Source organism: Shinella sp. 838 (assembly GCF_029623935.1).
Taxonomy (GTDB): Bacteria; Pseudomonadota; Alphaproteobacteria; order Rhizobiales; family Rhizobiaceae; genus Shinella.
This window is the reverse complement of record NZ_JARSBQ010000010.1, coordinates 45,819-58,530: the sequence shown is the minus strand read 5'-3', so window position 1 is coordinate 58,530 and position 12,712 is coordinate 45,819. Positions and strand designations below refer to the sequence as shown.

At 64.0% G+C, this 12,712-nt stretch carries 12 protein-coding genes; 7 read left to right on the top strand and 5 right to left on the bottom strand.

The features are described 5' to 3' along the window. Window positions 1-39: 39 nt before the first annotated feature. From iolE to P9A16_RS24655, 7 genes are all read left to right on the top strand, one after another. Window positions 40-951: a myo-inosose-2 dehydratase gene (gene iolE / locus P9A16_RS24685; RefSeq protein WP_023514066.1), complete on the top strand. Its 912-nt coding sequence runs from the start codon at window positions 40-42 to the stop codon at window positions 949-951. Next, window positions 948-1,835 (top strand): polysaccharide deacetylase family protein, encoded by an 888-nt coding sequence (locus P9A16_RS24680; protein WP_023514065.1) that lies wholly within the window; start codon window positions 948-950, stop codon window positions 1,833-1,835. Before iolE ends, P9A16_RS24680 begins: the two co-directional genes overlap by 4 nt. A gap of 57 nt (window positions 1,836-1,892) precedes the next feature. Continuing rightward, window positions 1,893-2,882 carry a rhizopine catabolism ABC transporter substrate-binding protein gene (locus P9A16_RS24675; protein WP_023514064.1) on the top strand — a complete coding sequence of 330 codons (990 nt, stop codon included), beginning with the start codon at window positions 1,893-1,895 and terminating at the stop codon, window positions 2,880-2,882. A 68-nt stretch (window positions 2,883-2,950) separates the two neighbouring features. Further along, on the top strand, window positions 2,951-4,069 hold the full coding sequence (locus P9A16_RS24670) for an ABC transporter permease (protein ID WP_023514063.1): 1,119 nt from the start codon (window positions 2,951-2,953) through the stop codon (window positions 4,067-4,069). Continuing rightward, on the top strand, window positions 4,069-4,884 hold the full coding sequence (locus P9A16_RS24665; protein ID WP_278026005.1) for an ATP-binding cassette domain-containing protein: 816 nt from the start codon (window positions 4,069-4,071) through the stop codon (window positions 4,882-4,884). The genes P9A16_RS24670 and P9A16_RS24665 overlap by 1 nt, the downstream gene beginning before the upstream one ends. 124 nt (window positions 4,885-5,008) lie before the next feature. After that, window positions 5,009-6,001: an inositol 2-dehydrogenase gene (gene iolG / locus P9A16_RS24660; RefSeq protein WP_023514061.1), complete on the top strand. Its 993-nt coding sequence runs from the start codon at window positions 5,009-5,011 to the stop codon at window positions 5,999-6,001. A 47-nt stretch (window positions 6,002-6,048) separates the two neighbouring features. After that, window positions 6,049-6,975 (top strand): Gfo/Idh/MocA family protein, encoded by a 927-nt coding sequence (locus tag P9A16_RS24655; RefSeq protein ID WP_037407459.1) that lies wholly within the window; start codon window positions 6,049-6,051, stop codon window positions 6,973-6,975. 395 nt (window positions 6,976-7,370) lie between these two features. On the opposite strand, the gene P9A16_RS24650 is transcribed toward P9A16_RS24655, so the two are convergent. The 5 genes from P9A16_RS24650 to P9A16_RS24630 all read right to left on the bottom strand — a co-directional run bounded on the left by P9A16_RS24650 (window position 7,371) and on the right by P9A16_RS24630 (window position 12,510). Then, entirely contained in the window at window positions 7,371-8,156 is a 786-nt protein-coding gene (locus P9A16_RS24650; protein WP_023514058.1) for an SDR family oxidoreductase, read from the bottom strand. A gap of 50 nt (window positions 8,157-8,206) precedes the next feature. Next, the gene (locus P9A16_RS24645) at window positions 8,207-9,157 is read right to left on the bottom strand and encodes a sugar-binding transcriptional regulator (protein WP_023514057.1); all 951 of its coding nucleotides are present in this window, start codon (window positions 9,155-9,157) and stop codon (window positions 8,207-8,209) included. Between the two features lie 22 nt (window positions 9,158-9,179). Next, window positions 9,180-10,649: an FGGY family carbohydrate kinase gene (locus P9A16_RS24640; RefSeq protein ID WP_023514056.1), complete on the bottom strand. Its 1,470-nt coding sequence runs from the start codon at window positions 10,647-10,649 to the stop codon at window positions 9,180-9,182. An 83-nt stretch (window positions 10,650-10,732) separates the two neighbouring features. Beyond that, window positions 10,733-11,701, bottom strand: coding sequence for a transketolase family protein (locus tag P9A16_RS24635; protein WP_023517412.1), 969 nt, complete (start codon window positions 11,699-11,701; stop codon window positions 10,733-10,735). Then, entirely contained in the window at window positions 11,701-12,510 is an 810-nt protein-coding gene (locus tag P9A16_RS24630; protein ID WP_023517411.1) for a transketolase, read from the bottom strand. Before P9A16_RS24630 ends, P9A16_RS24635 begins: the two co-directional genes overlap by 1 nt. Window positions 12,511-12,712: the final 202 nt, after the last annotated feature.

The following is a 12,712-nucleotide window of genomic DNA, read 5'->3' as shown; positions in this document are numbered from 1 at the left end:
CGGCCGGAGACCAGAATTCAATCGAGGGCAGTGCGTGAGATGAGTGTGAAAATAGGCATCAATCCAATCACCTGGACCAATGACGATGTGCCGGAGCTCGGGGGAGACACGCCGCTCGAAACCTGCCTGGAGGAAACCCGCAAGGCGGGCTATGCCGGCACGGAGCTCGGCGGGAAGTTCCCGCGTGCTGCAGGGGAGCTCGGCCCCATCCTGTCGGGCTACGGCCTTGAACTGGTATCCGGCTGGTATGACGGGCGTATCCTGGAAAATACGGTCGACCAGGAATTCGAGGCGATCCTGCCGCACCTCGCTCTTCTGCGCGATCTCGGTGCGCGCCATGTGGTCTATGCCGACACGTCGAGAGGCCGGCATGGCGCGATCCATGACCCGATCTCGCAGCGCCCGCACCTGATGGAGGACGAGTGGAAGGGCTACGGCGAGAAGATCACGCGGCTGTCGGAGCGGTTTGCAGACTTTGGTGTCGGCATGGCCTTCCACCATCATATGGGGACGATCATCGAGACCGATGCGGAAATCGACCGTCTGATGGAAAACACCGGTGAGGCCTTCGGTCTGCTCTACGACACGGGCCATTGCGCCTTCTCGGGCGGTGATCCGAAATCGCTGCTGCAGCGGCATGTCGATCGGGTCGTGCACGTTCACTGCAAGGACTACCGTCCGGAGATCCTTCAGCATGCGCGAGCACAAGACATGAGTTTCATGGGGGCGGTCATGGACGGGATCTTCACGGTCCCGGGAGACGGCGCTCTGGACTATCTGACGCTCCTCAAGATTCTTGCCGATGCCGGCTATGCCGGTTGGCTCGTGGTGGAGGCGGAACAGGATCCGGCCAAGGCCCATCCTTTGACTTATGCCACCATGGGCTACAGGAACCTGAAGGCGCTGGCGGAGGAAGCCGGTTTCGTCGTGAACGGGAGGACAGGAGAATGAACGGTTCTGGGAGGACGGAGGCCGCGGCCAGTGCGACGCCCCTCGTCGTGGTCAATATCGACGATGTCGGCATGTGCCACGGTGCCAACACGGCCTATATCGAATTGCGGCGGCTCGGCGTGGTGGATTCCGGATCGGTGATGGTTCCGTGTCCGTGGTTTCTCGAAATTGCGGAGGCGGGGGCGCTTGATCCGACGCTCAATCTTGGCGTCCATATCACGCTGACCTCGGAGAAGCGCCACTACCGCTGGCGCCCTCTCACCAAGGCGACACCCGCATCGGGTCTCGTAGATGCGGACGGCTTCCTGTGGCGCTCGGTGATCGATCTGCGCAAGAACGCCCATCCGGATGCTGTCGAGGCGGAGATGCGCGCGCAGATCGAGGCGTTCCGCAATGCCGGGCTGACGGCGACCCATATCGACGGTCACATGGGTGGGGTCTTTTCGCCAGAATTCGTCGAGCGATATGTCGAGGTCGGCGTCGAATATGGCCTGCCGACCCTGTTCCCCGCCACGATCCAGTCCTACGGACCTGTCCACAATCTCGGTGCCGTCGATCAATCCGCCTATGACGCCGCGGCCGCGCGCCTGACGGCGGCCGGCGAGGTCTGCGCGACGGCAGTCCTGGAGACGCCGTGGCACAGGGAGCAGCCGGCACAGCAGCGCTACCAGGCACTCTACGGAAAGATCGGGCCGGGGCTGAACTTCCTGTGTCTCCATGCGAATGCGCCCGGGGAGATCGAGGTCATCGAACCGACCTCGGCACAGATCCGCATCGACGAATACGAGGTGCTGAAGAGCCCTGCCTTCCGCCGGTGGGCAGAGGCGCTTCCGGTGCGCAGGGGATCGATGAAGGAGCATGCAGCGGCAAGACTGGCCGCCTGAGACGAAATCCATCGCCGTCCGGCAGGATACATCCACCATAAAAAGGGAACAGCAACCATGATTGCAGCAGTCTTGAAATCGAAATCCGCCCGTTTCGTCCGTACCGGTGTCCTCGCGGCGACGGTCGCGCTTCTCGGCGTGACGAGTGCGTCGGCGGAGGCCAAGAAGGCAGAAGACGTCCGCATCGTCTTCGTCACCCACGGACAGGCGAACGACGTCTACTGGACCGTCGTGAAGAACGGCATGCTGGCGGCGGCCAAGCAGCTCGGCGTCAAGGTCGATTACCAGGCACCGGAAACCTTCGACGTCGTGCGTATGGCGCGTATGATCGAAGCTGCCACCGCCTCCGCGCCTGATGGCCTTGTCATTTCGATCCCCGATGCGGATGCGCTCAAGGCGCCTGTCGAGGCGGCGAGGGCCGCCGGTATTCCGGTCGTGGTCATCGATTCCGGCGAGGATCAGGTGGAGCCGTGGAAGCTCGACCTTTTCGTCGGCGGAGGCTCCGAATACGACAATGGTGTGCGTGCCGGCAAGATGATGGGCGAGGCGGGTGTCAAGGAAGGCATCTGCGTCAACCACGAGGTCGGCAATGTGAGCCTCGACAAGCGTTGCGCAGGCTTCAACGATGGCCTGAAGGAAAGCGGCGGCAAGTCCTCGGTCGTTGCGGCGACGATGGATCCGACCGACGTCACCCGTCGGGTCGAAGCCTATCTGTCGGCCAATCCCGGCGTGACGGGGGTTCTGGCGCTCGGCCCGACTGTCGCAACCCCGATCCTCCAGCTTTTCAAGGATCGCGGTACGCTGGCCAACTACAAGATCGGCAGCTTCGACCTCTCGCCGCAGCTACTCGACGCCGTGAGCGACGGCAGTGCCATGTTCGCCATCGACAACCAGCAGTTCATGATGGGCTACCTCCCCGTCGTCTTCCTTACCAACAAGGCGATGTACAAGACCTTCCCCGCCTCTGCCGTCCGCACGGGACCGTCCTTCATTCTTCAGAAGGATGCGGCCGCGGTGCGTGATCTCAGCAAGGAAGGTATTCGCTGAGACCTTCCAGGCCGGCGGGAGGAGAACCGCCGGCCTGGATCATGAGGAATAGAAGTGGGAGAACATTGATGACGGCGGAAGCTATCAAGCCACCCCGTGCCCTACAGGCCACAAGCGGGCAATCCTCCAGCAGGCTGACAAGGGCACTGCGGCGCCCTGAACTCGGCGCGCTTACCGGCACGATCCTTGTCTTTGCCTTGTTCGGTATCTTTGCCGGAAACAGCGGCCTTTTCAGCCCGCTGGGGATCAGCAACTTCCTGCAGGTCTCGGCTCAGCTAGGGATCCTCGCGGCGGCGGTTGCGCTGTTGATGATCGGCGGAGAATTCGATCTGTCGATCGGTTCGATGATCGGTTTTGCGAGCGTGACGATCGGGCTGGGCGTGACGGAATTCGGCCTGCCTATCTGGCTGTCCGTCATGATCGCCTTCGTGTTCGCTATCGCCATCGGTGCGGCGAACGGGTTTCTTGTCGTGCGAACGCGGCTGCCGTCCTTCATCGTGACGCTGGCCGGCCTGTTCGTCCTGCGCGGGTTGACCCTGGCGCTGACTAGGACGATCACGGGACGGACCCAGATCCCCTACATCACCGAAGGGCAGGAAGGCAGCTTCTTCGTCCAGATCTTCGGTGGCAAGTTCGGTGCCGGGTTTTTCCAGTGGCTGGCGGACATAGGTATGATTGCCAAGCGTGCGGATGGCCTGCCTATGGTCCAGGGCCTTTCGATGTCCATCCTCTGGTGGTGTATGGTCACGGCGCTTGCGACATGGGTTCTTCTGAAGAGCCGCTACGGCAACTGGATCTTCGCCGTCGGCGGCGATGCCCTCGCGGCACGCAATGTCGGTGTGCCGGTTGACCGGGTGAAGATCGCCCTCTTCATCTCGACGGCCTGTGCCGCAACCCTGTTTGCCACCATCCAGGTGCTGGAATCCGGCTCCGCCGACACGCTGCGCGGCTTTCAGAAGGAATTCCAGGCGATCATCGCGGCGGTCATCGGCGGATGCCTCCTGACGGGTGGATACGGCTCCGCTGTCGGCGCCATGTTCGGTGCGCTGATCTTCGGCACAGTCGAAATGGGAATCTTCTACACCGGTATCGACACCGACTGGTTCCAGGTCTTTCTGGGCGTGATGCTGCTGATTGCGGTGCTCGTCAACAACTACGTCCGCCGCAAGGCAACGGAGGCACGCTAATGGCCGCAGGCACTCCCATCATCGAACTGAAGGATGTCAGCCGTCGCTTCGGTTCCGTCACGGCGCTCCAGGATATCTCGTTTACCGCTCATGCAGGAGAGGTCCACTGCCTGCTCGGCGACAATGGCGCAGGCAAATCCACCCTGATCAAGACCCTCTCGGGCGTTCATCCGCCGTCGGAAGGCGTGATGGAGGTGGATGGCGCGCCGATGCTGTTCTCCTCGCCACGCGATGCCCTCGACAAAGGCATCGCTACGGTCTTCCAGGATCTCTCGATGATCCCGCTGATGAGCATAAGCCGCAACTTCTTCCTCGGACGCGAGATGCTGAAGGGCGTCTTCCCGTTCCGCCGGATCGATACGAGGCAGGCCGATGCCGTCGTCAGCGAGGAGCTGGCCAAGATCGGCATTACGGTGCGTGATCCCCAGCAGGCGGTCGGGACGCTTTCGGGTGGCGAACGGCAATGCGTTGCCATTGCCCGTGCCGTCTATCACGGCGCCCGCGTTCTCATCCTCGACGAGCCGACGTCGGCGCTCGGTGTGCACCAGGCGTCGATCGTGCTGCGCTACATCGCCCAGGCCAAGGCGAGGGGGCTCGCCGTGATCTTCATCACGCACAACATCCATCATGCCTATCCGGTCGGCGACAGGTTCACCCTGCTCAACCGCGGCCGCTCGCTCGGTTCGTTCCGAAAGGACGAGATCAGCGAGGAAGAGGTGCTCGACATGATGGCCGGGCGGCGGGACCTGAAGTACCTGCAGGCCGAACTCGACATGGTCGCGGGCCGCAGGTCGGGGGAGCAGGCGGCCCTCTGACAGGTCCGACCGCTCCGGATTCCGGCAGATGAACACACCCAATCCGGCGGGGTTCTCCCCGTCGGTCCCTGATCCCGTTCGCCCATCCGTGCGGATGGCGGGCTTTGAAATGACGAGGAACTCCATGATTGATGTCAGTCTGTTCGGTGCGGGCCAGATCGGATCCGTGCACGCCGCCAACCTTGCGCGCCATCCGGGCGTGCGGCTGCGCTACATTGTCGATCCCTACCGGCCTGCGGCGGAACGGATCGCCGCAGAGACCGGCGCTAAGATCGCCGACACGGCCACCGTGCTTGCCGACCCGGCGGTGAAGGCGCTCGTCATCGCCTCCGCCACGCGGACGCATGCAGACCTGACCATCGCCGCTGCACGGCACGGCAAGGCGGTGTTCTGCGAAAAGCCGATCGACCTCGATATCGGCCGCACCGACGAGTGCCTGGCGGCCGTCGAAAAGGCAGGGATCGTCTTCCAGATCGGGTTCAACCGCCGCTTCGACCCGAGCTTCCGAAGCCTGAAGGCGCGGATCGATGCAGGTGACATCGGTTCCGTCGAACAGGTCATCATCACCAGCCGTGATCCGGAACCCGAAACGGAAGAAGCGCTTGCCGGCGGCGGCGGCGTCTTCCGCGAAATGACGATCCACGACTTCGACATGGCGCGTTACCTGCTCGGCGAGGAGCCCGTCGAACTCTTCGCGACCGGTTCCTCGCTCGTGCTGCCCTACTATGCCAAGCTTGGCGAATACGACACGGCCATGTTCATCCTGCGCACGGCGAGCGGGCGCCAGTGCCACATCAACAACAGCGTGCGCGCCGTCTATGGCTATGACCAGCGGATCGAGGTCCATGGCTCCGGTGGCATGCTGCGCGCGGGCAACCAGACGCCCACCTCCGTGGAGGTCTCCGGGCCTCTTCAGATCGCGACCGACAAGCCGCTCTATTTCTTCGTGGAGCGCTACCAGGGTTCCTATGCCGCGGAACTCGACCATTTCATCGAATGCGTGGTTGCCAACCGGAAGCCGGATGTCGGCGCGAGCGATGGCCGCAAGGCGATGATCCTGTGCGAGGCCGCACTGGCATCCGCCAAATCGGGACGCTTCGAGCCCGTCTCCTTCTGACACGCGTCGCAGCGGCCGCTCCTTGCCTATCGTGAAAGGGAAATCCGATGAAGAAATTCCGCCTTGGACTTGTAGGCGCTGGCCGGATGGGACTGGTTCATCTGCGCGCGGCGGCCGACAGCGCCCTCGTCGAGATTGCCGCCGTCGCCGATCCCTCCGTTGCGGCGCGTGAGATGCTGCGCCCGTTCGGCGTCGCGGTCCATGCCGATGCCATGGCGATGATCGGTGCGGGCGGGCTGGACGGGGTCCTTATCGCCACCCCGAGCCCCACCCATGTCGCGACCATCGCCGCGGTGGCAGCCCGGGGCTTGCCGATCCTCTGCGAGAAACCGTGCGGCATCAGCGCGGCGCAAGCGAAGGAGGCGGCGGCGATCGCCGAAAGCGCCGGGGTTCACCTGCAGATCGGCTACTGGCGCCGTTTCGTGCCGGAACTGAAGGCGCTGCGGGAGCGGATCATGGCAGGCTCCCTCGGCGAACTCTATCTGGTCTCCTGCTTCCAATGGGACGAGACGCCACCACCGGCGTCGTTCAGGGCCAGCGGTGGCGGTGCTTTCATCGACATGGGCGTGCATGAGTTCGATCAGCTTCGCTGGCTGACCGGGCAGGAGCTCCAGGACTATCGGGTGGCTGCGGCGAGCACGGCTTTCGCCGAGGTGGTCCCGGAGGATCCCGATGCCGTCCAGCTGTTGTGCACGCTGTCGAAAGGCGGCAATGGCCTCGTTTCGCTCGGGCGCAGATTTCCCATCGGTGATGCCTGCTGGGTGCAGGCGTTCGGCACGATGGATTTTGCGGAATCGCGGTTCTTCTGGCCGCCCGCCGGCGAAGCGGTATTCTTCGCGGCACTCCGCGCGCAGCTTGAGGATTTTGCCCGGGCGGTGCAGGGCCAGCCGTCGGCGGCGGCCACGGCGGCGGATGCCGTTGCCGCTCTCGTCGCTGCGGAAGCCGCAACGGCTGCGCTGCGGCAGGCGCGGTAGGTGTACAATGCCAAACCGGAGCACGCCCCGCACCCTTGCCGAGCTGAAGTCGCAGATCATTTCCCGCGAGATCGTCCTGTCCACGATGCTGGAGAAAACGGCCCGGTCCGCCTTTGAGGCGCCTGATCTCGTTGCCTTCGAGACAGGCAATGCTTTCGCAAGACGGACCGGCGTTCCGCCGCAAACCGTCGACCGCCTGGCCCGTCGCCTCGGCTTCAAGAATTTTCGGGATTTTAGGGGTGTTTTCCGCGCACATCTGCGTGAAATCTCCGAAAAATCCCCGTGAAGCCTGCCCACTGCGGCTGTTGCGGCAACGCACGATGTGGATGACGATGGTCGTGAGGGCGTGCGATCCGGCGCGCGCCAATCACTTTTTGCGCGCGCCGGATGGACGCTTACGACATGATCAGGCCGCCATCGACATTGATCGTCTGACCCGTGATGTAGGCGGCGTCCGGCGAGGCGAGGAAGGCAACGAGCGCGGCGACTTCGGCGGGTGTGCCGGCGCGGCCCATCGGGATGCCCTCGACCCATTCGGCCATCAGTTCGCCCGGGCCGTACTCGCCGAGCATCTGACCCCAGACGCGGTCGTTATAGTCCCACATCTCGGTGTGGATGATGCCGGGGCAGATGGCGTTGGCGGTGATGCCTTCCCGCGCCAGTTCCTTGGCAAGGCTCTGTGTCAGGCCGACGACGCCGAATTTCGAGGCGGCATAGTGCGGCGTGTAGATGAAGCCCTGGCGGGCCTGGCCGGAAGCGGTATTGATCAGGCGGCCCCTGGTGCCGCTGGCCCGGAAGCGGCGGATCGCCTCCTGGCAGCACAGGAACACGCCCTTGGTGTTGACGTCGAGATTGAGGTCCCATTCGCGCTCGGTGAGGTTTTCCACCTTGGCGATGGTGATGACGCCGGCATTCTGCACGGAGACGGAGATCGCGCCGAGCTTCGCTTCGGCCTCGCCATAGGCCGCCTGCACCGCCTTGGCATCGGTCACGTCGAGTGGAAGGCCGATCACCTCCGCCCCGGTTTCTGCGGCCAGCGCTTCGGCGGCAGCGACGGTATCCTTCTCGATCGCCGCGATGGCGACTTTCGCGCCCTCTTCGGCAAAGCGCTTGGCGATACCGCGGCCGATGCCCTTGTTGCCTCCAGTGACGAACACCGTCTGGCCTGCAAAACGTCTCATGGTCTTTTCTCCATAATGCGCGGCAGGCCGTGGTCTGGTCCGGGGATGGATCAGGCCGTGAGCCGGGCCGCAGTGAACTTGTCGGTGACGAGCACGTCGATGACGCCCAACTTCAGGGCGCCAGCGATGGCCTCGGTTTTCGATTCTCCGCCGGCGAGCGCCATGACGCGGTTGGTCTTGCGCAGCTCTTCCAGCGAAACGCCGATGACGCGGTCGTTAAGTGGCGTTTCGACCGGTTTTCCCTGCCGGTCGTAGAAGCGATAGGAAATCTCGCCGACCGCGCCGGCCTCGTGCAGCATCGCCATTTCCTGGCGGGAAAAGGTGTTGCCCGAACGAGCCAGCATTTCCGAAGGCTCGACCGCACCGATGCCGACGATGGCGAGGCTGAGGCGACCGAAGAGGTCCATGGTCTCGCGCACGGCCGGGTCCGCGAGCATCACGAGTTTCGCCTCGCGCGAGGACGTGATGCCCTGGACGAGCAGGAGCCGCGGCTCGCCGCCAGTGAGTTTGGCAAGGCGCGCGGTGAGCTGTGTTGCATGCATCTGCACCGAGGCATCGCCCATACCGCCGAGGATCTGCACGATGTACTTAGCTTTGGCGCTCTTCAGCGGGTGGATGTTGTCCACCATGCGCAAGATGGTCTGGCTCCAGCTCGAGACGCCGACGACCTCGTCCTGTTGTAGTGTCACTTCAAGGAAGTGGGCAGCGGCCTCACCGATCCGGGCCATGATCGCGCCGTCGCGGTCTTCCGAACAGTCGATGACGATGGCTTCGGTCAGGCCGTAGCGATCGCGCAATGCGGTCTCCAGCTCCGCGAATGTGCCGGCGGGCGGGATGACCGTCGTGCGCACGATATCTTCCTGCTCGGCGCGTTTCAGCATGCGTGAGACGGTCGCCTGCGACATGTGCATGATCTCGGCAATGTCAGCCTGCCGCTTGCCTTCCAGATGATACATCTGGGCGACGCGGGCGATCAGGCGCAACTCGTTCAGCCTTCCCATAGGGGTCTCCATGAGTGAATTTTTATTCACTCATAGTCGATGGACACGTTAGGGTCGAGCGGCAGATTGCGTCCTGCCAAACCACAAGTCGCTGTGTGGCGTCGGAAAGACGCGGCGCGATGGGGTTGGCGGCGCGCGGCAGGGCGGCGATGGCGGCAAGATCCGGCCAGACGCCGAGCGAGAGGCCGGCGAGATAGGCCGCGCCGAGCGCGGAGGCCTCGGGCGCATCGCACTGGATGACGGCGTGGTCGAGCGTGTCGGCAACGCACTGCATGAGAAACGTGTTCTGGCTCGGGCCGCCATCGGCATAGAGGCGGCCGAGTGGCGCCGGCGATTGCGCCGACATCGCCTTGAAGACGTCGTGCACCTGGAAGGCGATACTGTCCGTCACCGCGCGGGCCATCTGGGCGCGGCTGGTGTTGAAGGTGATGCCGGAGAAGAGCGCCCGCGCATTGGCGTGCCAATAGGGTGCGCCAAGGCCGACGAAGGCGGGCACGAAGCCGGGGCCGCCGGGTTCGGCTGACGCGGCAAGCTCGGTCAGCGCCTGCACGCCCGGCAGGCCCAGCATCTCGGCCATCCAGGGCAGCGAGGCGGCCGAGACCAGGATATTGCCCTCGAAGGCATAGGTCGGCCGGCCGCCGATCGACCAGGCGATTGTCGTGGTGATGCCCTGCTGCGGCGCAATGAAGCGGGGCAGGGTGGTCATGATCGAAGAGCCGGTGCCGAAGGTCACCTTTCCGTCGCCGGGATTGAAGGCACCGTGGCCGAAGAGGGCGGCATGGCTGTCGCCGATGGCCGAGGCGATCGGGATGCCGTCGGCAAGGCCCGGCACGTTCTTTGTCACACCGAAGCGCGAGGCGCTGTCGCGCACCTCGGGCAGGGCCGTCTTATCGACACCGAACAGGGCGCAGAGTTCATCGCTCCATTCCTGCCGGTTGAGGTCGTAGAGCTGGCTGCGCGCGGCGTTGGCGGCATCGCAGGCATGGACCGCACCGTCGGAAAAACAATGGATGAGCCAGGCGTCGATCGTGCCGAGCCGGACGGCGCGCCCGGCGGGTACGCGGTCGAGCAGCCACTTCATCTTGGGGCCGGGGAACATCGGATCGATGGGAAGGCCGGTCAGCGCAGCAACACGCGGCGCATGGCCCGCCGCGATCAGCTCGGCGCAGGCCGGCGCGCTGCGGCGGCATTGCCAGCTCACGACGGGTCCGAGCGGTTCGCCGGTCTCGGCATCCCAGATGGTGACGGATTCGCGCTGGTTGGAGATGGCGATGCCGATAATCTCGACGCTGGGGCCGGCGGCAAGGCACGCAGCGATCGCCTCCTGCACGGAGGCCCAGAGACGTAGCGGGCTTTGTTCAACCCAGCCCGGCTGCGGATGCTCGATGCCGACAGGGGAGGCGCCGCGGGCAAGGATCCCGCCGTCCGTGGAGACAAGCACGGCTTTCGAATTCGTGGTGCCCTGGTCGATGGCGAGGATGGCGGTCGTCATGGTGGCTCCGGTGAGCGGAATTGGAGGGGGCGCGGCGAAAGGGAGGTCTTGCCGCGCCCGGCGCGAAATCTAACCGCGCGGGATCACGCGTGGGAAGCTTTTCGCGCAATCAGGGCGACGGCCGCCTCGGCGATGGCGGCGGGCGACATGCCGAACTCGTCGAGCAGGAACTCGGCGGAGCCGGTGGGTGCGAAAATGCCGGGCACGCCGAGGATCTTCATCGGTACGGGCGCTTCCGCCACGACGACTTCGGCGATGGCGGAGCCGAGGCCGCCGAAGGTCGAGTGCTCCTCCGCCGTCAGGATGGCGCCGGTCTCGTGCGCCGCGGCGACCACGGCCTCGACGTCGATCGGCCGGACGGTCGCCATGTTGAGGACACGCGCCTCGATGCCCTGTTCGGCGAGGATGGCGGCGGCCTTTACCATGCGATGGGTCAGCGTGCCATTGGCAATGAGGGTGACGGCATCGCCGTTGCGCAGCAGGTTGGCCTTACCGAGCGCGAAGGTGTGGCCGGCCGGCAGCAGGTCCGGTACGCCGACGCGCGAGAGGCGCAGAAAGACGGGGCCGTCATATTTCGCGGCCCATTCCACGGCGGCGGCGGTCTCGATGGAATCGCAAGGCGCGATGACCGGCAGGTTCGGCAGGACGCGCGTCCAGGCGAAATCCTCGATCGAATGGTGCGTCGGGCCGAGCTCGCCATAGGCCATGCCGGAGGAAATGCCGACGAGCTTCACATTGGCGTTGGAATAGGCGATGTCGGCCTTGATCTGCTCCAGCGAGCGGCCGGTGAGGAAGCAGGCGGCGGCGCAGACAAAGGGCAGCAGACCGCCATTGGCAAGGCCTGCGCCGACGCCGACAAGGTTCTGCTCGGCGATGCCGACATTGACGAGGCGTTCGGGCCACTTGGCCTTGAAGCCGCCGAGCTTGGAAGAGCCGACGGAATCGTTGCAGACGGCCACGACCTTGGGATTGTCGGCGCCGAGGCGCTCCAGCACCGCGACGAAGGCGTCGCGGCAATCGTGAAGCTTAACGGAAGGGGTTACGGCGTTCATCAAAGGGCCTCCGAAAGCTCAGCCACGGCAATTTCGTATTGTTCGGCATTGGGCACCTTGTGGTGCCAGTCGACCTTGTCCTGCATGAAGGAAATGCCGTGGCCCTTGTTTGTGTGGGCGACGATGCAATGCGGGCGAGCCCCTCGTTTTTCCAGCGCCGGAACGATTTCGTCCATGGCATTGCCATTGATCTCGGTGACATCCCAGCCGAAGGCTTCGAGCTTGGCGGGGAAGGGGGCGAGATTGTTGGTGTCCTCAAGCGAAGCACCCTGCTGGAAGCGGTTGTGGTCGATGATCAGCGTCAGGTTGTCGAGGCCGAACTGCGCGGCCGAGGCGATCGCCTCCCAGTTGGAACCTTCCTGCATCTCGCCGTCCCCGGTCAGCACATAGATGCGGTAGGTCGCGCCGGTCAGCTTGGCGGCCTTCGCCATGCCCACCGCGACCGGCAGGCCATGGCCGAGCGGGCCGGTATTGGTCTCGACGCCCGGCACCTTGTTGCAGTTCGGGTGGCCGTTGAGTCGCGAATGCGGCTTCAGGAAGGTCGCGACTTCCTCTTCGGGGATGAAACCGCGCTTGGCGAGCGTGACGTAAAGCGCCAGGGCCACATGTCCCTTCGACAGCACGAACCGGTCGCGATCCGGCCGCTTCGGCTCGTCCGGCGAAACGTTGAGGATGCGAAAATAAAGCGCCGTCAGGATGTCGATGGCGGACATTTCCCCACCGATATGGCCTGCGCCTGCTTCAAACACCGCTTGCAGATCGCGAAGGCGGATCTGGCGAGCGATACGGTCAAGATCGTTCGGATGCATGAAATCCTCATGATGAATAAATATACATTAATAGATATATTTGCACGAGTGATACGCAAGTCAAGCAGAAATTCCATCAGTGAGTTCTAAAAAATTCGGGAAGGGCGCCTTGACACACTCCAACGGGATGCGATACGAATTTACACACACTAATGAATATTTATGCGATAGAGAAAACGCAAGACCGAGAACGGCCGGGAGG